The organism is Agrobacterium larrymoorei (assembly GCF_030819275.1).
Lineage (GTDB): Bacteria > Pseudomonadota > Alphaproteobacteria > Rhizobiales > Rhizobiaceae > Agrobacterium > Agrobacterium larrymoorei_B.
Map to the genome: position 1 here is coordinate 1,448,196 of NZ_JAUTBL010000002.1, position 21,510 is coordinate 1,469,705.

General features: G+C 57.5%; 21 protein-coding genes. 14 read left to right on the forward strand and 7 right to left on the reverse strand.

Annotated features, from left to right (window positions below):
* Window positions 1-28: 28 nt before the first annotated feature.
* The 3 genes from QE408_RS15710 to QE408_RS15720 all read right to left on the reverse strand — a co-directional run bounded on the left by QE408_RS15710 (window position 29) and on the right by QE408_RS15720 (window position 2,029).
* The gene (locus tag QE408_RS15710) at window positions 29-961 is read right to left on the reverse strand and encodes a DMT family transporter (RefSeq protein ID WP_306932776.1); all 933 of its coding nucleotides are present in this window, start codon (window positions 959-961) and stop codon (window positions 29-31) included.
* 73 nt (window positions 962-1,034) lie between these two features.
* A complete protein-coding gene (locus QE408_RS15715; protein ID WP_306932778.1) occupies window positions 1,035-1,766 on the reverse strand; it encodes an AraC family transcriptional regulator in 732 nt (243 codons plus the stop codon).
* Window positions 1,767-1,846: 80 nt separating this feature from the next.
* Complete coding sequence (locus QE408_RS15720; protein ID WP_306932780.1) at window positions 1,847-2,029, reverse strand: hypothetical protein; 183 nt, start codon at window positions 2,027-2,029, stop codon at window positions 1,847-1,849.
* 191 nt (window positions 2,030-2,220) lie between these two features.
* Here QE408_RS15720 and QE408_RS15725 point away from each other — a divergent pair, with 191 nt between their 5' ends.
* Genes QE408_RS15725 through QE408_RS15735 form a run of 3 tightly spaced genes read left to right on the forward strand, consistent with a single transcriptional unit; the run spans window position 2,221 to window position 3,851 of the window.
* Window positions 2,221-2,805, forward strand: coding sequence for an AAA family ATPase (locus QE408_RS15725; protein ID WP_306932782.1), 585 nt, complete (start codon window positions 2,221-2,223; stop codon window positions 2,803-2,805).
* A gap of 14 nt (window positions 2,806-2,819) precedes the next feature.
* Window positions 2,820-3,392 (forward strand): AAA family ATPase, encoded by a 573-nt coding sequence (locus tag QE408_RS15730; protein WP_306932783.1) that lies wholly within the window; start codon window positions 2,820-2,822, stop codon window positions 3,390-3,392.
* A gap of 9 nt (window positions 3,393-3,401) precedes the next feature.
* Complete coding sequence (locus tag QE408_RS15735; RefSeq protein ID WP_306932785.1) at window positions 3,402-3,851, forward strand: type II toxin-antitoxin system RatA family toxin; 450 nt, start codon at window positions 3,402-3,404, stop codon at window positions 3,849-3,851.
* Here the strand turns inward: QE408_RS15735 and QE408_RS15740 are convergent.
* Both QE408_RS15740 and QE408_RS15745 read right to left on the reverse strand, forming a co-directional pair.
* Window positions 3,839-4,342, reverse strand: coding sequence for a CinA family protein (locus QE408_RS15740; RefSeq protein WP_306932786.1), 504 nt, complete (start codon window positions 4,340-4,342; stop codon window positions 3,839-3,841). The genes QE408_RS15735 and QE408_RS15740 overlap by 13 nt on opposite strands.
* Window positions 4,339-5,526, reverse strand: coding sequence for a bifunctional 2-C-methyl-D-erythritol 4-phosphate cytidylyltransferase/2-C-methyl-D-erythritol 2,4-cyclodiphosphate synthase (locus QE408_RS15745; RefSeq protein ID WP_306932787.1), 1,188 nt, complete (start codon window positions 5,524-5,526; stop codon window positions 4,339-4,341). The genes QE408_RS15740 and QE408_RS15745 overlap by 4 nt, the downstream gene beginning before the upstream one ends.
* Before the next feature lie 254 nt (window positions 5,527-5,780).
* On the opposite strand from QE408_RS15745, the gene dusB reads away from it, so the two are divergent.
* The 9 genes from dusB to QE408_RS15790 all read left to right on the forward strand — a co-directional run bounded on the left by dusB (window position 5,781) and on the right by QE408_RS15790 (window position 17,953).
* On the forward strand, window positions 5,781-6,797 hold the full coding sequence (gene dusB / locus QE408_RS15750) for a tRNA dihydrouridine synthase DusB (protein ID WP_306932789.1): 1,017 nt from the start codon (window positions 5,781-5,783) through the stop codon (window positions 6,795-6,797).
* The gene (locus QE408_RS15755) at window positions 6,794-7,942 is read left to right on the forward strand and encodes a two-component system sensor histidine kinase NtrB (protein WP_306932791.1); all 1,149 of its coding nucleotides are present in this window, start codon (window positions 6,794-6,796) and stop codon (window positions 7,940-7,942) included. The genes dusB and QE408_RS15755 overlap by 4 nt, the downstream gene beginning before the upstream one ends.
* Complete coding sequence (gene ntrC, locus QE408_RS15760) at window positions 7,939-9,390, forward strand: nitrogen regulation protein NR(I) (protein ID WP_062425347.1); 1,452 nt, start codon at window positions 7,939-7,941, stop codon at window positions 9,388-9,390. Before QE408_RS15755 ends, ntrC begins: the two co-directional genes overlap by 4 nt.
* A 149-nt stretch (window positions 9,391-9,539) precedes the next feature.
* Complete coding sequence (locus tag QE408_RS15765; protein WP_306932795.1) at window positions 9,540-11,804, forward strand: sensor histidine kinase NtrY-like; 2,265 nt, start codon at window positions 9,540-9,542, stop codon at window positions 11,802-11,804.
* On the forward strand, window positions 11,794-13,158 hold the full coding sequence (ntrX, locus tag QE408_RS15770) for a nitrogen assimilation response regulator NtrX (RefSeq protein WP_306932797.1): 1,365 nt from the start codon (window positions 11,794-11,796) through the stop codon (window positions 13,156-13,158). The genes QE408_RS15765 and ntrX overlap by 11 nt, the downstream gene beginning before the upstream one ends.
* A 49-nt stretch (window positions 13,159-13,207) precedes the next feature.
* A complete protein-coding gene (gene trkA, locus QE408_RS15775; RefSeq protein WP_306932799.1) occupies window positions 13,208-14,584 on the forward strand; it encodes a Trk system potassium transporter TrkA in 1,377 nt (458 codons plus the stop codon).
* 187 nt (window positions 14,585-14,771) lie between these two features.
* On the forward strand, window positions 14,772-15,014 hold the full coding sequence (hfq, locus tag QE408_RS15780) for an RNA chaperone Hfq (protein ID WP_027673217.1): 243 nt from the start codon (window positions 14,772-14,774) through the stop codon (window positions 15,012-15,014).
* Between the two features lie 197 nt (window positions 15,015-15,211).
* Window positions 15,212-16,540, forward strand: coding sequence for a GTPase HflX (gene hflX, locus QE408_RS15785; RefSeq protein ID WP_306932804.1), 1,329 nt, complete (start codon window positions 15,212-15,214; stop codon window positions 16,538-16,540).
* 336 nt (window positions 16,541-16,876) lie between these two features.
* The gene (locus QE408_RS15790; RefSeq protein WP_306932806.1) at window positions 16,877-17,953 is read left to right on the forward strand and encodes a GGDEF domain-containing protein; all 1,077 of its coding nucleotides are present in this window, start codon (window positions 16,877-16,879) and stop codon (window positions 17,951-17,953) included.
* A gap of 110 nt (window positions 17,954-18,063) precedes the next feature.
* On the opposite strand, the gene mazG is transcribed toward QE408_RS15790, so the two are convergent.
* On the reverse strand, window positions 18,064-18,897 hold the full coding sequence (gene mazG / locus QE408_RS15795) for a nucleoside triphosphate pyrophosphohydrolase (RefSeq protein ID WP_306932808.1): 834 nt from the start codon (window positions 18,895-18,897) through the stop codon (window positions 18,064-18,066).
* A gap of 19 nt (window positions 18,898-18,916) precedes the next feature.
* Window positions 18,917-19,504 carry a deaminase gene (locus tag QE408_RS15800; RefSeq protein ID WP_306932810.1) on the reverse strand — a complete coding sequence of 196 codons (588 nt, stop codon included), beginning with the start codon at window positions 19,502-19,504 and terminating at the stop codon, window positions 18,917-18,919.
* 233 nt (window positions 19,505-19,737) lie between these two features.
* Between QE408_RS15800 and cysG the strand changes: the two genes are divergently transcribed.
* Together cysG and QE408_RS15810 are read left to right on the forward strand one after the other, a co-directional pair.
* A complete protein-coding gene (gene cysG / locus QE408_RS15805) occupies window positions 19,738-21,198 on the forward strand; it encodes a siroheme synthase CysG (RefSeq protein ID WP_306932811.1) in 1,461 nt (486 codons plus the stop codon).
* Complete coding sequence (locus tag QE408_RS15810) at window positions 21,191-21,505, forward strand: DUF2849 domain-containing protein (RefSeq protein ID WP_306932813.1); 315 nt, start codon at window positions 21,191-21,193, stop codon at window positions 21,503-21,505. The genes cysG and QE408_RS15810 overlap by 8 nt, the downstream gene beginning before the upstream one ends.
* Window positions 21,506-21,510: the final 5 nt, after the last annotated feature.

Sequence of the window (21,510 nt, forward strand, 5' to 3'; positions counted from 1 at the left end):
GTTCGAACTATGGTTGAGGGCTAAGCCCTTAACCATGCACCTTGGGTGGCCGATGCGCCTGCATGCACAACAGAACGCTGAGGACGACGGCGAGGATTGCCACACTTTCGATGAGCGTTGGTCCACGGCCTTCCCATAGAAAGCCGTAGAGCAGGGCGAACAGCGTTTCGAAAAGGATCATCTGTCCCACCATTGTCAGTGGCAGGAGCCGGCTCATGCGGTTCCACAGCGCGTTGCCGAAGATCGACGCCGAGATGGCAAGACCGGCCGCGACCATCGTAAACTGCATCCAGTCAGACGCGGGATGGACAACGTCGTCAAACGCAAAAGCGGGGACAGCAAGCACAAGCGCGATGCCGCCGGTGACAACGCCGGTCATCAGGTTCCATTCATCGGCACTGACCGCATGCAGACGCACGAGCCATCGCGCGTTGCCGACCGCAAAAGCCGTCCAGGAGGCCAGCGCACCGATCGCGGCTGCCAGCCCTATGAGCTTGCGAGCATCCAATGGTGTTCCGTCATGCATCAGCGATTGCCAAGAGATGCCGATGATCCCAACGGCCCCCAAGAAGAGAGACGGCCAGAGCCGCTTTAGCGACACGGCGCCGTGATCCATGCTGCCGATGATGGTAATCGCGACCGGCAGAAAGCCGACGATGATCGAGGTGAAGGCGACGCCACTCAATTGGACGGCGGTCGAGATGAAAACGTAATAGAGCAGGTTGCCGACGAGGCTGAGCCACAGGAGGGCCGTCCATTCCGCCCGACCGAACTGTGCCGATACGCGTTTGATTTTCGGCGCGATCAGCACGAGCGCGATAACACCATAGGTCAGATAGCGGGCCGTGGAGAGTTGCAACGGTGTGAAGCCTGCCGGAATGAGCTTCGGTGCAAGAAAAATCCCGCCCCACAGTGCTCCCGCCAGCATTCCGTAAAATAGCCCCAAGCCGATCTTGTTCATGTCATGCCCTCGCGTCTATGGCGGCTGTTTGGCATGCGCAAGAAGTGCCTGTCTTGACATAAACTCTTGTGGTTCAGGAAATTGCGTTGCGCCGATAGGCGGCGGGCGTAATGCCCATCGACTTCCTCATGGCACGCGTCAATGCGGTCTGGTCGGAGAATCCTGCCCGTGCGGCGATCTCGGCAATCGGCAAGGACGAACTTGAAAGAAGTGTGCAGATTCTCTTCATTCGCATATCGGCGACGAGGGCATGCGGCGTGGCGTCAAAGTAATCCAGAAACAGGGCATGCAGACGGCTCGTGCTGATCTCGGCCTCCGATGCCATGCGCTCCACCGTCCAGGGTTGAAACGGATCGATCTCGATCAATGCTTTCAGCGTCAGCAGTCGAGATGCGACGTCCGCCCTTTCGTCCGTGAAGCTTCCGACCAGAAGCTCTGCCCACAGCCTCGTTGAGGATGAATCGCATTCGCCATCGTGAATGGATCGTCGCATATGGCGCGCCACCGACGCCGATCGATGCGTGAGGTCGATGAACGGCTTATTGCAGAATCTCTCCAGCGTCGCTTCGGAGACGTACCGCTCGTCGAGATCGACGATCAGAGAGCGGTTGTTGTCCGAGGTGACAATGCTGTGCTTGATGTTGCCGGTGATCAGAACGGCTTTCGATGTGGAGAGCCTCTGTTGCAACCCGCCAACGTCGAGATCCATACTCCCTTGGAGCGGCACGACGATCTGGACGAAGGCGTGACGTTCCTCCGGCCATTCCTTCGAATAGGAGCGGAGATCGACAGATGCAGCTTGCACGGCGTTCTCCTTCCCTTAAACGCAAAAAGTGGCCTCGCGGCCACTCTCTAACATGAAGCGCGAAGAACGGGAACAGAGGCTCAGGCCTCGCTCTCCTGCTTCGCTGTCGATTCGCCACGCTTGCGCTTGCGCAGCACCGGCTTGTTCTCGCGCGCCTCGCACTTCGCCACATCGATAAGGTAAGCCAATACCGGCATGCTGTTCATCGAGGCGAGTTGCTTAGCGGATTCGAGAAGGTTGATGATGTTGGAAAAGTCGTCCATCGTATCTCTCGGCTGGACCATGGGGTCCGGTTTATGGTTGAAAAACGCGCCAGACACGAAACCGCGCCAAAATTCGACATCTTGGCCCGGTTGCATCTCATGGCTGCAAACAATCTTCTAATTTAATAGCAATCCACCCAGCAGGGTTGCAATAGCGATTTTCTAAGAACTGCTATGCAGGGGTGATGAGGATGATCATCGTCAACGATACCAGAGAGGCCGTGCAAGTCATCAAAGGCTCTCGCCGTATTCTCGTCATGGGCTGCTCCGGTAATGGCAAAAGCACGCTGAGCAAAGGGCTGTCTGAGCGTCTCGGACTGCCCCACATATCCTGCGACCGAGATATCTTCTGGCTGCCCGGCTGGAAGCTGAGGCCAAGGCCGGAGATGGTCAAACGCATGACCGCCTTTGCAGCGGAAGATCGTTGGATCATCGATGGCAACAGCCCAGGCACGCTGCCTCTTCGCTTGCCGCGGACGGAGGCTGTGATCTGGCTGCACTTTTCCCGCTGGGTTTCTTTGATAAGCGTCGTGAAGCGCTGGCTTCGCTACCGCGGCAAGGTGCGACCGGAAATGGCCGACGGGTGCCCGGAAAAGATCGACGCCAAGTTTCTGTCTTATATCTGGAGTTTCGAGAAGGCCGAATCACCTGAGATCATGCAGCATCTTGAAGGAGCGCGAGAGGATTTGCCGGTCATCATTATCAAAAGCTACCACGATACGAATCGCATGTTGAGCGATCTCGACTCGGCGATTGGCGGCGAGCCGCGGCTATAGGGCAGGGGGAAGATGTGCCAAACTATATTGGTGATATCGAAGACGCCGCGAGGTTGCTGGTAAATGCATCCCGCGCGCTGGTGGTCGGCTCGTCTGGTGCGGGAAAGACGACGCTCGCGCGGCAAGTCGCGCATCATCTTGAAGCCGAATATTTCTCGATAGACCGAGACGTGCGCTGGCTTCCGAATTGGACACAACGCGATCGGGCCGAGCAGCATCGCATCATCAAGGACATCATCGCTCGTGAGCGCTGGGTATTGGACGGAAGCAATCCCTCCACCTTCGACCTTCGTTTGCCACGAACCGACATCGTGATCTGGATGCGCGTGCCTCGCCTTGCATGTCTGGCGGGGATTGCGCGCCGGGTGATGCGCAACTACGGAAGAGTGCGACCGGATATGGCTGACGGTTGTCCTGAACCTTTGCCTGACCTCGAATTTTTGACTTACGTCTGGACTTTCGAGAAACGTCATGCTCCGCTCTTTGAGCGCAATTTCGATCTTTATGGTCCAGAGGTTCCGATATTTCAGGTGAAATCGCGACACGAGGCGGATCGCCTCCTTGATCTTATGCGGAGTGCACCTTAATTCCCGCTCATGCCGCAATTTGAAACATGCCGCCTTGTCAAACATTCTCCCGACCGGATGTACGATCTCGTCGCCGATGTGGAGAAATATCCGGAATTTTTGCCTCTCTGCGATGGGCTGACCGTACGCTCTAAAAAAGAACGTGACGGCAAGACGCTGCTGGTGGCGGATATGACGGTTGGCTACAAGGCCATCCGCGAAACCTTCACCACACAGGTTCTTTTAAAGCCGGAAGAACGCGCCATCGATGTGAAATACCTCGACGGGCCGTTCCGCTATCTGGACAATCGCTGGCGTTTTGAGCCGACCGATGATGGCGGATGCTCGGTCTATTTCTTCATCGACTACGAGTTCAAGAATCGCCTTCTGGGCGCTTTGATGGGCTCGATGTTCGATCGTGCCTTCCGCATGTTCGCCGAAGCCTTCGAAGCCCGCGCCAACCGCATTTATGCGGAGTGAGACAGCTCCAAAACCATGTCCAGCGCGGTTCTGACGGTGGCAAGGCGTACTTGATCGCGACCGATATCGCCATAGCGCATTTCGCGATGGAGAAGCCTGCCATCCCGGCTCTTCGCCGCAAGATGCACCAGACCAACCGGTTTTGCAGCAGAGCCGCCACCGGGACCGGCAATGCCTGTGACTGCAACGGCAACATGCGCCCGCGAGCGAAACAGGGCGCCATGGGCCATCTGCAGCGCAGTCTCTTTGGAGACAGCTCCAAAGGCCGTGAGTGTGGCCCGCGACACGCCCAGCATCTCCATCTTGGCCTCATTCGTATAGGTGACGAAGCCGCGATCCACCACCGCGGAGGAACCGGAGATCTCGGTCAGCGCGCCGGTGATCAACCCGCCCGTGCAGCTTTCCGCCGTCGATACCATGTGCTTTTCACCGGAAAAGCTTGCAATGATCTGTCGGGCCCGGTCTTCGATATCGGCGGGGAAGATGCTCATACCGGCCTCTGCTGGTAAACCACCGTGGCGGTGGCGATCGCTGCAATGCCCTCACGCCGTCCGACGAAGCCGATCATCTCGTTGGTGGTTGCCTTGACCGAGCATCGGTCGAGCGAGATACCAAGAATATCGGCGAGGTTCTCGCGCATGGCCTGGCGGTGCGGCCCGATGCGCGGCGCTTCCGCAATCAGCGAGACGTCCGCATTCATGATCGTACCGCCATTCCCGCGCACGACCTTTGCCGCGTGTTCGAGGAAAATCCGCGAAGGGGCGCCCTTCCATTGCGAATCCGACGGCGGAAAATGATCGCCGATATCCCCGGCACCGCAGGTTGCAAGAAGGGCGTCGGTCAGCGCATGAAGCGCCACATCCGCATCGGAATGGCCTTTGAGTTTCTGATCATGCGCAATGAAGATGCCGCAAAGCGTCACACCATCGCCGTCTTCCAACTGATGGACATCATACCCGTTTCCGGTCCGCACATCCGGAAGTGCTGCAGAGAGTTTTTCATCAGCCATGGTGATATCCCGCTTCAAAGTGAGTTTGACATTATCGACTGCCCCTTCGACGAGGTTGACCGGCAGGCCAGCCCATTCGGCTATCGAGGCGTCGTCTGTGAAATCGTCCCGACCCGATGAGGCGGCATCTCGATGCGCTGCAAGGATAGAGCTATATCGAAAGGCCTGCGGGGTCTGGGCGGCAAACAGGCCTTTGCGCGATACAGTCTCCTGAACCAAAGACGCTTCGCCACGCTTCAACGTGTCTGTGACCGCAAGCGCAGGCAGCACCGCTTCAGCACCGCTCTCTAGACGCTCCGCAACCCGCTCCAGAAGATCGCCATCGATGAAGGGACGGACTGAGTCATGGATCATCACATGCGTGACGTCCCCTGCCTTCAGCGCTTCGAGTCCTGCAAGGACGGATTGCTGCCGAGTCGCGCCGCCGGTAACGACCTTGATCCTATCGCCAGCCGCCAGACGGGCTTCAACCGGCTCGAAAAGGGCGACGTCATCCTGGTGAATAACGACGGCAATCGCGGCAGACTGTTGCCAGTCGAGGAACGTTTCCAGAGTGCGTTCGATGACGGGTCTGCCGCCGATCAGCCGATATTGCTTAGGCCCCTCTTCAGGTGAGCCTGCGCGCTCTCCACGGCCCGCTGCGACAAGGACGACACCGATTTTCATCTTGGATTTCCGCATTTCACCCATGCCGTTTCTGCGATTGTTGCAGATTGACACGGGTGATCTAACGTTTCAAAAGCCGAATGACTAGCCAAGATATGTGCATCCAACGGCCAGAAATGTCTGTGTTATGTTGCGGGTTTAAAGTAGTAGACGTCACGCGCAGGTAAATTCATCAAAAAACACGCAAAAAAACATCGCGGGCGCTTGGCAAGTGCTCAAACGCTGTCTAAAAATAATGCAAAATTTCTATCTGCATGAAAGATCGCCAATTGCATTTCCCGGCGCTGTCAGACTCATTTCAGATCGGTGGTGTCGCTGTTCGTAACCGGGCAGTGCTGGCACCTATGTCGGGCGTCACTGATCTTCCTTTCCGTCAACTTGCTTGGCGTTTTGGTGCGGGTCTTGTCGTGACCGAGATGGTTGCGAGCCGCGAACTCGTGGCAAACAAGGGCGAGTCCTGGGCTCGTCTGAAGAATGCGGGCATGACGCCACACATGGTGCAGCTTGCCGGACGCGAAGCGCACTGGATGGCGGAGGCCGCGAAAATAGCTGCCGATAATGGCGCCGATATCATCGACATCAATATGGGGTGCCCGGCCAAGAAGGTGACGGGCGGCTACTCCGGCTCTGCGCTGATGCGCGATCCCGATCATGCGCTGACCCTCATTGAGGCGACCGTCAGGGCGGTTGATGTGCCGGTCACGGTGAAGATGCGGCTGGGTTGGGACGAAAACTCCCTCAACGCCCCAGACATCGCAGCGCGGGCTGAAGCCGCAGGTGTAAAGCTCATCACCATCCATGGCCGCACGCGCATGCAGTTTTACGAAGGCAAGGCGGATTGGAGCGCGATCCGCGCAGTCCGTAGCGCTATTTCGATACCGCTGATCGCCAATGGTGACGTGGAAACGGAAAGCGATGTTGCCGAGATATTGCGCCTTTCGGGCGCCGATGCGGTGATGGTAGGGCGCGGTGCGCAGGGGCAGCCCTGGTTGCCAGCCGTTCTCGCCGGACACGCGGCACCTCCACCACAGAATATCGCCGATATTGCCGTCGAGCATTATGAGATGATGCTCGAATTTTACGGTCTGGAGGCTGGTCTTCGTCATGCACGCAAGCATCTCGGCTGGTATCTCGACCGTTTCGCCCCCTCAACCACGGCCGAGGAGAAGGTGCTGATCATGACATCGAAAAACACGAGCGAGGTCATCGTGGTGCTGCGCGGCGCACTGGAACGCGGAGCGGAAAACGATGGCGCAAGGAAGGCTGCATGAGCGCTGGAAATTCATCTGCGCCGGGTGGTAACGCCTTGGCAATGGCCGTTCTGAATGCCGTGCAGAACCCTGTCATCCTTGTGGATGCAGAAGGCTTCGTTGCTTTTGCCAACTGGGAGGCAGAAGCCTTCTTCGGCGCCAGTGCGGCTCATATGGCGCGCTATCGTATTTCAACTTTCATCCCTTTCGGCAGCCCTCTTCTGGCGCTGATCGATCAGGTCCGAGAGCGACGCGCTCCCGTCAACGAATATCGCGTTGATCTTTCATCCCCAAGGCTTGGTCAGGACAAGCTGGTCGATCTCTATGTTGCGCCCGTCGTCAGCGAGCCAGGTTCGGTCGTCGTCGTTTTTCAGGAACGGTCGATGGCGGACAAGATCGATCGCCAGCTCACACATCGCGCCGCAGCGCGCTCTGTCACGGGTCTAGCGTCGATGCTTGCCCACGAAATCAAGAACCCGCTTTCCGGGATCAGAGGTGCTGCGCAACTTCTCGAATCTTCGGTTCCGGATGAGGACAGAGCTCTCACGCGGCTGATCTGCGACGAGACGGATCGCATCGTCTCGCTTGTAGACCGCATGGAGATTTTCTCCGATGAGCGTCCGGTGGACCGCGTGCCGGTCAACATCCACTCGGTCCTCGATCATGTTAAAGCCGTGGCCAAGGCTGGTTTTGCTCGCAACATCAAGATTTCGGAAAACTACGATCCGTCCTTACCGCCGGTCTATGCCAACCGCGATCAGTTGGTGCAGGTCTTTCTCAATCTTGTGAAAAACGCGGCTGAAGCAGTAGGCAATCAGCAGGATGGTGAAATCGTTCTCACCACCGCTTATCGCCCGGGCATTCGCCTATCGGTTGCTGGCAGCCGCGAGCGTATTTCTCTGCCGCTCGAATTCTGTGTGCATGACAACGGTCCGGGCGTACCATCCGATCTTCTGCCGCATCTCTTCGATCCCTTCATTACCACCAAAACCAATGGCTCCGGCCTGGGTTTGGCACTGGTTGCGAAGCTGATCGGCGCCCATGGCGGCATCGTTGAATGCGACAGCCAGAACCATCGCACGACATTCCGCGTCCTGATGCCGGTTTCGCCTGAAGTCGCGCCGGACGACAGCATTATACCGAACTCGACAGGGTCCAATCCATGACAGCAACGATTCTCGTAGCCGATGATGATGCGGCTATCCGCACCGTTCTGAACCAGGCGCTGAGCCGCGCCGGTTACGATGTGCGCATCACGTCCAATGCCGCCACGCTATGGCGTTGGGTCTCGGCGGGCGAGGGCGACCTTGTCATTACCGATGTGGTCATGCCGGACGAAAACGCCTTCGACCTGCTGCCACGCATCAAAAAGGCGCGGCCTGAGCTTCCGGTTCTGGTTATGAGTGCTCAGAACACGTTCATGACCGCGATCAAGGCGTCCGAGAAGGGCGCTTATGATTACCTGCCGAAGCCTTTCGACCTGACGGAATTGATCGCCATCATAGGCCGCGCGCTCTCGGAGCCGAAACGCAAGCCTGCGAAGCTCGATGACGACATGCAGGATGGCATGCCGCTGGTCGGCCGTTCAGCAGCGATGCAGGAAATCTACCGCGTGCTGGCCCGTCTGATGCAGACGGATCTGACGCTCATGATTACCGGCGAGTCCGGGACGGGCAAGGAGCTGGTAGCGCGTGCGCTGCATGATTACGGCAAGCGACGCAATGGCCCCTTCGTCGCCATCAACATGGCGGCTATCCCACGCGACCTGATCGAATCCGAACTTTTCGGCCACGAGAAGGGCGCTTTCACCGGCGCACAGAACCGCTCAACCGGCCGTTTCGAACAGGCCGAGGGTGGCACTCTGTTTCTCGATGAAATCGGCGACATGCCGATGGATGCGCAGACCCGTCTCCTGCGAGTCTTGCAGCAGGGCGAATATACGACCGTGGGCGGGCGCACGCCAATCCGCACCGATGTCCGCATCGTAGCCGCGACAAACAAGGATCTGAAGCAGTCGATCAACCAGGGTCTTTTCCGTGAAGACCTCTATTATCGTCTGAACGTCGTTCCGCTGCGCCTGCCGCCGCTTCGCGATCGCGCCGAGGATATTCCCGACCTCGTGCGTCACTTTATCCAGACCGGTGAGAAGGAAGGTCTTGAGGGCAAGCGTTTCGAGGGTGAGGCGCTGGAGTTGATGAAGGCCTACGCCTGGCCCGGCAACGTTCGCGAACTTGAGAACCTGATCCGCCGCCTCATGGCGCTCTATCCGCAGGAAGTCATCACCCGCGAAATCATCGAGCAGGAGCTTCAGTCTGACGTTCCCGATAGCCCTATCGACCGAACGACCGTTCGCAGCGGCAACCTGACGATCTCGCAGGCGGTGGAAGAGAATATGCGGGAATATTTCTCGAGCTTCGGCGAAAACCTTCCGCCACCCGGCCTCTACGACCGCGTGCTGCATGAGATGGAATATCCGCTGATTCTCGCAGCGCTGACCGCAACACGCGGAAACCAGATCAAGGCGGCAGACCTGCTCGGCCTCAATCGTAATACGCTTAGGAAAAAGATCCGCGAACTCGGCGTTTCCGTGTATCGCAGCTCTCGTACCACCTGAGGATATTGACAATACGACGATCGTCGTTGCATTTTCGCCACAAACTGTTGCTTGAAAAACACTGTGACATCATAGATTCGCCATCTCGCGAAAATTGATGTCGGGCTGTGGCGTTGCTGCTGATCTCGGCGGCTTGGGATTGATGATCAATGCGTAAACCTGTCGCCGAAGGAAGAGCCGACGACCAAGCGGCGGGCATGGTGATAGCCGACCGACGGATGTCGTTTGCGCTACCGGGTCTTGTTCTCGCTGGCGTAGCGCTGATCTGTGCCATCGTCACGCTGATCGTGCTGCTCGGACTGACACCGATCGCGCCGACCTCGAATGTCGTCATCGCCTCGGTCGTCATCAATTCCATCTTCGTCATTGGCCTGATGTATCTCATCGGCCGCGAAATCAGCCGGCTCTTGAAAGCGCGCCGTAAGGGTAGGGCTGCGGCGCGCCTGCATGTGCGCATCGTCGTGCTGTTCTCCATCGTCGCCATTACGCCAGCCGTTCTCGTGGCGATCTTCGCAAGTCTGACGCTGAATGTGGGGCTTGATCGCTGGTTTGCGCTGCGCACCCAGGCAATCGTCGATTCGTCCAGCAATATCGCCCAGGCCTATATGCTGGAAAATGCCGGTTATCTTCAGGGCCAGACGCTCTCCATGGCGACCGATCTCGACCGCAACCGCGCACTTTTCTATCTCGACCGCACAGGCTTCGTCGATCTCATGACGCGCCAGGCAAAAGGCCGCGGCATGCTCGGCGCCTTTCTCGTCCAGGCGGATGGCGATGCCGTCGTGCAGGCCGATATCACCACTGAACGCCCTCTGCCGGCAATCCCTGCGGATGCTTTGGAAAAGGCCGCGGCTGGCCAGCCAACGCTTATTCCGCCAGGCGTTACCAATCTCGTTGGTGCCATCATCAAGCTTGAGGGGATTGGCGGAACGTTCCTCTATACGGTGCGCGCCGTCGACCCCAAGGTGATGTCGGCTATGCGGCTGATGGAGGAGAACCGCGCGGAATATAAGGCGATGGAATCCGGCCGCGCGCCGTTGCAGATCGCCTTTGCCATTCTCTATCTCGGCTTTGCGCTGATCGTGCTTCTCGCCGCAATCTGGACGGCGATCGCGGTCGCCGACCGTATCGTTCGCCCGATCCGTCTGCTCATCAGCGCCGCTGACAGTGTAGCAACCGGCAACCTGCATGTGCTGGTGCCGGTGCGCGCCATCGACGGCGACGTTGGCCGCCTGTCGCGAACCTTCAACAAGATGATTTCCGAAATCCGCAGCCAGCAGGAGGAGATCATCGAGGCGAAGGACGATATCGATGATCGCCGCCGCTTCATCGAAGCGGTGCTCTCCGGTGTCACGGCCGCCGTGATCGGCGTCGATGAGAACCGGGTGATCACCATCGTCAATCCTTCAGCGGAAGAGTTTCTTGCTCTTCCTTCCTCTGAGCTTGTCGGTGCTCCGCTCTCCGTGGCAGCACCCGAGATCGAGCATGTGCTGGCGGAAGCGTCGGCATCCGGCCGTGCGGATTTCCGTCAGCAGATCAACATCATGCGCCGCGGTAAGGAACGCACCTTGAGCGTTCAGGTCACGCGCGAGGACGCCCGTGATGGCCGCGAGTCTCATGTCATCACTCTCGACGACATCACCGATCTCGTCATCGCTCAGCGCTCGACCGCCTGGTCGGATGTGGCACGACGTATTGCGCACGAGATCAAGAACCCGTTGACGCCGATCCAGCTCTCTGCGGAGCGCATCAAGCGCCGCTTTGGCAAGCAGATCGACGACAGCGACCGCGCGGTATTCGATCAGTGTACTGACACCATCGTTCGTCAGGTTGGCGATATTGGCCGGATGGTTGATGAGTTCTCGGCCTTTGCCCGCATGCCGAAGCCGACCAAGGAACGATCCGATCTGCGCGGCGTGCTCAAGGATGCGACCTTCCTCAGAGAGATGGGTGCGAGCCACGTGAGTTTCGAAACTGCACTGGGTGACAAGCCTCTGGAAGGCATGTTCGACTCCCGCATGCTCGGTCAGGCGTTTGGCAATCTCATCAAGAATGCGACCGAGGCGATCGAGTCCGTCGATCCTGCTGAAAAGCGTGATGGCCGCATCTTGGTCCGTGCGGATTTTGACGAAGCAAACAACAGGTTCGTAGTCGACGTCATCGATAATGGCAGAGGCCTGCCGGTCGAGAACCGTCACCGTATTCTCGAACCTTATATGACGATGCGCGACAAAGGCACAGGGCTTGGTCTCGCCATCGTCAAGAAGATCATTGAAGAACACGGCGGTCATCTTGAGTTGCATGATGCCCCCGCCGATTTCGATCATGGCCACGGTGCCATGATCAGGGTGCTGCTCCCGCGTGTCGAAGCGGTTGGCAGCGAAACTGACAAGGAAGTTGCATATGGCATCTGATATTCTGGTCGTCGACGACGAGGCCGACATCCGTGAGATCGTTGCGGGCATTCTGTCTGATGAGGGTCACGAAACCCGCATGGCGCATGATAGCGACAGCGCGCTGGCTGCCATTTCCGAACGCGTTCCGCGATTGATCTTTCTTGATATCTGGATGCAGGGAAGCAAGCTGGATGGTCTGGCGCTTCTCGATGAAATCAAAAACCGCCATCCCGACTTGCCTGTGGTGATGATTTCTGGTCACGGTAACATCGAGACGGCAGTCAATGCGATCAAGCGTGGTGCTTTCGACTTCATCGAGAAGCCGTTCAAGGCTGACCGTCTGATTCTGATTGCCGAACGAGCGCTGGAAAACTCCAAGCTGAAGCGCGAGGTTCAGGAGCTAAAAAAGCGGACTGGCGACGCCGTTGAACTGGTCGGGGCGTCTCTGGCCGTTTCGCAGCTGCGCCAGACGATCGATCGCGTCGCGCCCACCAACAGCCGCATCATGATCCTCGGCCCCTCCGGCTCCGGCAAAGAGCTTGTGGCGCGCATGATCCACAAGAAGTCGTCGCGGGCGACGGGACCCTTTGTGGCGCTGAATGCGGCCACAATCACGCCGGAGCGCATGGAGATCGCGCTTTTCGGCACAGAAGGACTGCCTGGACAGCCACGCAAAGTCGGTGCGCTGGAAGAGGCGCATCGCGGCGTTCTCTATCTCGATGAAGTCGGCGAAATGCCGCGCGAGACGCAGAACAAGATTCTGCGCGTGCTGGTCGATCAGCAGTTCGAGCGCGTCGGCGGCGGCAAGCGGGTCAAGGTCGATGTTCGCATTATTTCCTCGACCGCACTCAATCTCGAGAACCTGATCTCCGAGGGACTTTTTCGCGAGGATCTCTACCACCGTCTCGCCGTTGTCCCGGTCAAGGTTCCGGCTCTGTCCGAGCGTCGCGAGGATATTCCGTTTCTGGTGGACATGTTCATCCGCCAGATTTCGGAACAGGCAGGCATTCGTCCGCGCAAGATCGGCGACGACGCCATGGCCGTTCTGCAAACGCATGATTGGCCGGGCAACATTCGGCAGCTTCGCAACAACATCGAACGCCTGATGATCCTTGCCCGTCCGGAAGGTGGCGACACGTCGATTACTGCGGACATGCTGCCGTCCGATATTGGCGACATGCTGCCGAAGATTGCCGCACAGGGTGATCAGCACATCATGACGCTTCCTCTCCGTGAGGCGCGCGAAATGTTCGAGCGTGATTATCTTGTGGCACAGATCAACCGCTTCGGCGGCAACATTTCCCGCACGGCGGAGTTTGTCGGCATGGAGCGCTCGGCCCTGCACCGTAAGCTCAAGTCGCTCGGCGTCTGACAGTTATGCGCTCAACGGGTTTTATGAATAAGCTCGGAGAGGGCGGTGCATGAAGGTCATTATTTGCGGCGCGGGGCAGGTGGGTTACGGCATCGCCGAACAGCTGTCGCGTGAGGACAATGAGGTTTCGGTCATCGATACCTCCGCCGCCCTTATCTCCGCGATCACTGAGACGCTCGATGTTCGTGGCTATGTCGGCCATGGCTCGCATCCGGATGTCTTGGCGAAAGCTGGGGCCGATCAGGCCGACATGATTATTGCCGTCACCCTCTATGACGAGATCAACATCGTCGCCTGCGAGGTCGCGCACGCTCTCTTCAGTGTACCCACCAAGATTGCCCGCATCCGCGATCAGAGCTATCTGGCTCCTGAATATGGCGACCTGTTCAGCCGCGAAAACATGTCCATCGATGTGACCATCTCTCCAGAGATTGAAGTCGGTAAGATGGTCCTCCGGCGCATTGCTTTTCCAGGCGCCACCGACGTGGTCCGCTTTGCCGATGACAATGTCTATATGCTGGCAATCGAGTGCATGGAGGATTGCCCGGTCGTCAACACGCCGCTGCAGCAGTTGAGCCAACTCTTCCCCGATCTGATTGCAACTGTCGTTGGTGTGTTCCGCAACGGTCACTTGAAGTCGGTCGACTCCTCCGAACAACTGCGCACCGGCGACCTTGCCTATGTCATCTGCCAACGCCAGCACGCCCGCCGCACACTCGGGCTGTTCGGTCATGTGGAGAAAGAGGCAAGCAGGATCGTCATCGCCGGCGGTGGCAATATCGGCCAATATGTTGCGCGTTCCATCGAGGAACTGCAACCGAAGACTCGGGTCAAGATCATCGAGTTCGATCGCGACAAGGCGATCGCAGCTTCTGAAAATCTCAACTCGACGATCGTGCTGCATGGCTCGGTCCTTGACCAGAAAATCCTTCACCAGGCCGATATTCAGGATGCCGACCTGATCGTTACGCTCACCAACAACGACCAGACCAATATTCTGGGCGCAGTCATGGCAAAGCAGATGGGCTGCAAATCGAACCTTGCTTTGCTGAATGCCACCTCCTTCCACGATGCAGCCAAGTCGCTGGCGCTCGACGCATACATCAACCCCCGGGCGGTGACGATTTCACGGGTGTTGCAGCATGTGCGCAAGGGCCGCATCCGCTCCGTCTATGCGGTGCAGCGCGGTAACGGTGAGATCATCGAAGCCGAAGCTCTGGAGACGTCTCCGCTCGTCGGCCAGGCGCTTCGCGAGATCGATCTTCCTGAAGGTATCCGCATCGGGGCAGTTTATCGTGACAAGACGGTTTTGCGGCCAGATGGCAACATGAAGATCAAAGCGAAGGACCGTGTCATTCTCTTTGCATCGGCAGATTCGGTACGCGATGTGGAGCAGCTCTTCAGGGTGTCGCTGCAATATTTCTAATTTATCGAGAAACGTACCATCTTGGCAAGCTGGCAAAAAATGGAGTGAGTTTTTCGACATTGCGGAACAGAGCGTGATTTGATACCAGAGTTTCACCCAATGGCAGGGGGCACGGCCAGCGGGATAGCATTATTGATTGTTTGATTTCCCGGTCTCCCATCCGGGCAAAAAAGAAAGAAGCGGCGCTATGGCGGAACGTTCTCAAAACCTGCAAGACCTTTTCCTCAACACCGTTCGTAAGCAGAAGATTTCGTTGACGATTTTCCTCATCAACGGCGTCAAGCTGACAGGTGTTGTTACGTCTTTCGACAACTTCTGCGTGCTCCTGCGCCGCGATGGACATTCGCAGCTCGTCTACAAGCATGCGATCTCCACCATCATGCCTGGTCAGCCCATGCAGATGTTCGAGACCGAAGAAGGCGCGGCCTGATTCTTCGTTTCTAAGACGTAACCGATCTCTCGTCCTGCAGCGATGGACAACGGAACTCACGATCGAGCTCCGTTGTTTTTGTCGTGTAGCTGCCTATATTTTAAACTGGCACCAGCAACTGAAAGGGCCAGCACATTTCTACACGCGATACGTCGAATGAATCCATCATTCCTGAGCTTGAAAAGCGCCGCGACGACATGCGCGCGGTCGTCCTCGTCCCGCAGCTGAAGCAGCAGCGTGACCATCGCGAGGCGACTGCGACGGCGCCCCTGCGGTCGATGGAGGCGAAGCTCGAAGAAGCAAAAGGTCTGGCGCTGGCCATTGACCTCACCGTTACACAAGGGCTGATCGTCCCCGTCAGCCAGCCGCGCCCTGCGACATTGTTCGGCACCGGTAAGATCGAAGAGATCGGTCATCTGCTCGATGAAACGGATGCAGGTCTGGTGATTGTCGATCACCCTTTGACGCCGGTTCAGCAACGCAATCTTGAAAAGCAGTGGAATTCCAAGGTAATCGACCGGACGGGTCTCATCCTTGAAATTTTCGGACGCCGCGCCTCGACAAAGGAAGGCACACTGCAGGTCGATCTTGCCCACCTCAATTACCAGAAGGGCCGCCTTGTCAGAAGCTGGACCCACCTTGAGCGTCAGCGCGGCGGCGCGGGCTTCATGGGTGGTCCGGGTGAAACGCAGATCGAAGCGGATAGGCGTCTTCTTCAAGAGCGCATCGTGCGTCTCGAGCGGGAGCTGGAGCAGGTGGTGCGCACCCGCCAATTGCACCGCGCCAAGCGTCGCAAGGTGCCGCATCCGATCGTCGCGCTGGTCGGATATACCAACGCCGGAAAGTCGACGCTATTCAATCGTATCACGGGTGCGGGCGTCCTGGCGGAAGACATGCTGTTTGCCACGCTGGATCCCACGCTTCGCCGTATGAAGCTGCCACATGGACGAACCGTCATCCTGTCCGATACGGTCGGTTTCATCTCCGACCTGCCGACCCACTTGGTTGCCGCCTTCCGCGCAACCCTGGAAGAGGTGCTGGAAGCAGATCTGGTTCTGCATGTGCGCGATATGTCGGATCCCGACAATGCGGCACAGGCCGGTGACGTCATGCGCATTCTTGGCGATCTCGGCATCGACGAAAAGGTCGCTGAGGAGCGGATCATCGAGGTCTGGAACAAGGTGGACCGGCTGGAGCCGGAAGCCCATGACGCCATCATGCAGAAAGCAGAGGGCCGGGCCAATGTCCGTGCCGTCTCCGCACTGACAGGCGAGGGTGTCGATGCGCTGATGGACGATATCTCGATTCGCCTGTCGGGCGTTCTGACGGAAACCACGATCGTTTTGAGCATCGATCAATTGCCGCTCCTGTCCTGGGTTTATGACAACGCCATCGTCGATGGACGCAAGGACCGAGAAGACGGTTCGGTGGCGCTCGACATTCGCCTCTCGGGAGAGCAGGGGGCAGCGCTGGAGCGGAAGCTCGGACTGGGCACTAAGCCACAGGCGGAAGACTGGGAGCGGTGAGCGATATCCCGCTGCAATCCGTCGCGTAAGGCATTTTGCGGTTTTACAATATGACGCGGGGTGAAACAAAAACTTGAAGCGTGGACGAGGAAATGAAAGATCGCAGCACGCTTTATAAGCAGCATCGCATATCATCTATGTCCTCCGTCCCGCCCTATTTTGAAAAATGTCAAAGTTGGTGGTGCTCAGTAGGTGATAGTCGTGTAGCGGATATGATGTGAGCCGATATTGATGTTGCCAGAATTAGATCTTCCAACTGTTCTTATTCTTCATAAGCTTTCATTTGTCGTCGCCGGCCTTTGCTTCATTTACGTTCGTTCTCAGTCACGGGAAAGTGTGGGCCTGGGGCTTTTGGCGATCGGTTTCTTCCTTGTCGCCATGGCTTCGATCCTCGTTGGGGTTGGATTTTTCCTTCCAGGGCGTGAATATCTTTTCGCCATGGCGGGGATGTTTGCCGGCCTCGTGGGATATGCGGTCTTTTGGCTTGGAATGTGCCGCATCAGCAGGCAGAGAAAGGGAAATCGCGAATGGCTCGTCTTGACCCTTCCAGTGGTGGTCTGCCTGGTGCTGATTGCCACCGGCCTCTATGACTCGCCCCATAGCCGAACAATTGCCTTCCAGACCACGACCGCATCACTGCTTTTCGCGTCTGCGCTGACGGTTCGCGCCGACAATGTCACGGAGCCGCTCCCCGTCAGAAAGCCCTTAGCGGTGTCGATCATCATCGCAGCTGTTCTCACACTGCTTGTCGCAGTCGGGGTGGCTTTTCCGTTGACGGCGATCAACATCGCGCGAAACGCATTTTTTGCCTCCATCATCTGTCATTTTGCGATTGCGTTCTTCGTCATGGCACTCGTCAAGGAACGGACCGAAGAGCGGTTGAGGGGCTTGGTCGGGCTCGACGTGTTGACGGGCGTGCCGAACCGGCACTCCTTCAGTTCCAGGCTTCCCGAAACTGTTCGATACGGCGATGCGATCGTTATGATCGACATAGACCACTTCAAGCGCATCAATGACAATTTCGGCCATCTCGCTGGCGATGAAATACTGGCACGCGTGGCACGAGAACTCTTCACCCGTATTCGTCCGGTCGATAGCTTCGCCCGCTTTGGTGGAGAGGAGTTCATCCTGTATCAGCCAGATATCGGCAAGGACGAGGCGGTTGCTTTTGCCGGTACGCTGCAGAATGTCGTCAGTTCGATTACATACCGCATGGACGATCAAACCGTGGTCGCGACCTTGAGTATGGGTATTGCTGTCTGCGACGAGAAGACCAGCACCGCGATGTCGCTTATAAAGAAGGCGGATATGGCGCTTTATGCGTCGAAAGCATCCGGCCGTGACCGTTTGACGCTGTATCGTGCTGAAGACTTCGTCGATGGGCAGGTGCAGCAGCGAAGCAACTACACCTGAAGAAAGTCTTGCGGCCCAGAGGCAAAGTATTCGAAGGAACAAGAGCTTAGGGCGCGCGGAGTAAGTCTGAAGCTATCGAAACGCACGCGAATGGAGCGGCAGTCTTCCGATCATCCAAGCTGTCGCTCGATTGCCTTGGCAGCCTGCCACAACTCCTCCATCCTCTCGAGGCTGGCAGCCTCAAGCGTTTCCCCGGAGGCGGCAAGCGACGTCTCAATGTGGCGAAACCGGCGGCGAAACTTGGTGTTCGTGCCGCGCAGCGCATTTTCAGCGTCGACTTTGACATGGCGGCCGATATTGACCATGGCGAAGATCAGATCGCCCAACTCGTCGCTGATGCTCTCGGCCTTGCCTTCAGCAAGCGCCTCCCTGAGTTCCCCGATCTCTTCCTCGATCTTGTCGAGGATCGGCTCTGCTGCGGACCAGTCAAAACCGACGCGCGCGGCCTGTTCCTGAAGCTTCAAAGCCTCGGTCAGCGCTGGCTGGCTGCGCTGGATCGAGCCCAAAAATCCGGCCTTCGGGTCCTCGCTGATGCCGCGCAGTGCACGTCGTTCCAAGCGCTCACGCTTCTCGGCCGCCTTGATTTGATCCCATTGCAGCTTGACGGATTCCGGCGTGTCCGCCTCTGAGACTGCAAAGACATGCGGGTGCCTCCGGATCATCTTTGACGTCACGGCATGAACGACATCGCCGAAGGAGAACGCTCCCATCTCCTCGGCAATACGCGAATGAAAAACCACCTGCAGCAACAGGTCCCCGAGTTCTTCGCAAAGATCGTCCATGTCGCTGCGCTCGATCGCATCCGCCACTTCATAGGCTTCCTCGATCGTGTAGGGTTTGATCGTCTCGAATGTCTGGACGATATCCCAAGGGCACCCTGTTTCCGGCTGGCGCAACGCCTCCATGATCTCGATGAGACGGGAGATATCTTTCGAGGCTTCCATGGTGCTGCTTTCTGGACTGTCAGTTCAGTGGGATGTTGTTGTCGGATTTGGACGACTGATAGCTATTGGAGAGGTTGTTATAGACCGTTTTGATCCGTGCCGTCTGCTCTTGCAACTTCAGTTTCAACGGGTTTTCCTCTGCTTCCACCAGATCGGCAATGAAGTAGGAGTTCCAGAAAGCATTGCTCCGCCGATAGCCGCCTGGCTCCAAACCGAAGACCTCCTTGAGAATCTTGAGGTCATGCGGAATGGCGAAAGCGTCCCGCGAATCTTCATGGCTGAAAAAGGAGTAGAAATTGTCAAAGCCTGCCCAGGTGATCGCCGACATGCACATGGTGCAGGGTTCATGGGTGGAAAGAAAGATCAGGTCTTTCGTGTCAGGCTTTTCGCCCAGTTCGTAGAAATGTTTCAGGGTGTGGACCTCACCGTGCCACAAAGGGTTCTTAAGCTCATTGTTGGTTTCGGCAATCACCAGCGACAGATCGGACTTGCGCAGAATGGCTGCCCCGAAGACCTTGTTGCCGAGCGCGACGCCGCGGCTGGTAAGTGGCAAAATGTCATGTTCGATCACGTCGAGGAGGCGTGAGGCCAAAGATTGCTCTGTCAAGATACGTACCCTTTTTCTGTGGTAGTGAAGTTTCCGATTTGCTTCTGCCAGAAACAGTAGAGAAATATAGAATATTGATAGAAATACCATCCTTTAGATGGGGTGTGGCGGCTTGGTCGCTACGGTTGCTTTTCCTCAAAAAGGCCGCTTGCCGAGAAATAATAATCTACGGCATTATGATGTAGGAATTTTCGTGCCTTCAACCTTTTTACTCGATCGGCGATATTGCGACCATGTTTGAGACAACTGCTTCCCGCACCCAAGACCGCCTGATGACATTCCCTGCCTTCTTCAAGGTAGAGGGCAAGTACGTTGCTGTCTTCGGGAACGGCGATGAGGCTTATGCGAAGGCGCGGCTTCTTTCAAATACAAATGCGCTGATCGTCGCATTCTCGGATGATCCGCAGTCCGACTACGCTGCCTTTCTTGAGAGGGAACATATCAAGGTCGTTGCACAGTCCTTCACCCCAGATCAGGTGGAGGGCATGACACTTGTCTTCGCCGCGACCGGCGATGAAGCACTTGATCGTCAGATCGTGGATGCGGCACGCGCAAGGTCCATTCCTGCCAATGCCGTCGACCAGCCGGGCTATTGCGATTTCTATACGCCAGGTCTTGTGTCTCGTGCGCCTCTCGCGGTTGCGATCTGTACGGAAGGCGCCGGTCCGGTGCTTGGCCAGATCGTTCGTGCGCGTATTGACCAGATGTTGGCGCCGTCACTTGGTCGTCTCGCCCGGCTCGCGGTGGAATATCGCGATGCTGCGGAAGCCAGCATTCCGAAGGGCGCTCTCCGTCGTAACTTCTGGCGTCGCTTCTTCTCTGGAAGCGTGGCAGATGCTGTCGCCCAGAACGATGTCGATGCCGCTCACGCCGCAGCAGAGAAGCTTCTTTTGTCACCTGAAAGCCCCGAAGGCTACGTGTGGCTGGTGGGCGCAGGTCCGGGTGCTGAAGATCTTTTGACACTGCGTGCGCAGCGCGTCCTGATGCAGGCGGATGTGATTGTCTATGACGCGCTAGTGCCTCAAGAGATCGTCAATATGGGCCGTCGGGACGCGGAGCGTCTGTCGGTCGGCAAGCGCAAGGGCTGTCACTCCAAGTCGCAGGAGGACATCAATAAGCTGTTGGTGTCGCTCGGCCAGGAAGGGAAACGCGTCGTCAGGCTGAAGTCCGGCGATCCGCTGGTCTATGGCCGCGCGGCTGAAGAGATGGCAGCACTGCGCGAAGCTGGTATTGGATATGAGATCGTACCGGGCATTACCTCGGCCTTCGCCGCCGCCGCCGACTTCGAACTGCCGCTCACACTGCGCGGCGTGGCATCGTCGCTGATCTTTACCACAGGTCACGATCTCGCGGGCGATATCTTGCCGGACTGGGCGCGTCTCGCCGTCTCAGGGGCAACAATTGCCGTCTATATGGGTCGCAGCGTTGCCGCCTCTGTAGCGACGCGGCTGATGAGTGCGGGACTGAATGCGGATACGACAGTGGCGGTTATCGAGAACGCCAGCCGCAGCTATCGTCGCCTGATGCATGGCACATTGAAGGATTTGCCCGACTTAGAGCATCGCGATGAGTTGACTGGCCCAGTCATGGTCATCATCGGCGATGCGGTTGCCGGTTCGAATTTTGAAAGGTCCGAAGCGCTGGCGGTCTCGCCGCTTGGCGCAAATGCCGGACAGGAGTATGCAAATGGTTGATAAGGTACTCACCGCCAATCGTCTGACCGATGGCATCGCTGTATGGCTGGATGCCAGCGGCGAATGGAACGAGGATCTGCAGTCCGCTCTCGTTGCGCGTCACGAGGAAGCGGTCGCGTCGCTGGAAGAGATCGGCAAGCGCGATTTCTCTGCCAACAAGGTTGTAGACGTCAACATCATCGAGGTTGCCGAGGAAAACGGTCGTCTGTGGCCGACGCGTCTGCGCGAACGCATTCGTGCGGCTGGCCCGACAATCGAATACGCCACGGGCTACAAGCCCGCTGACGCAGCATTTATCGCAGTCTGAGGAAG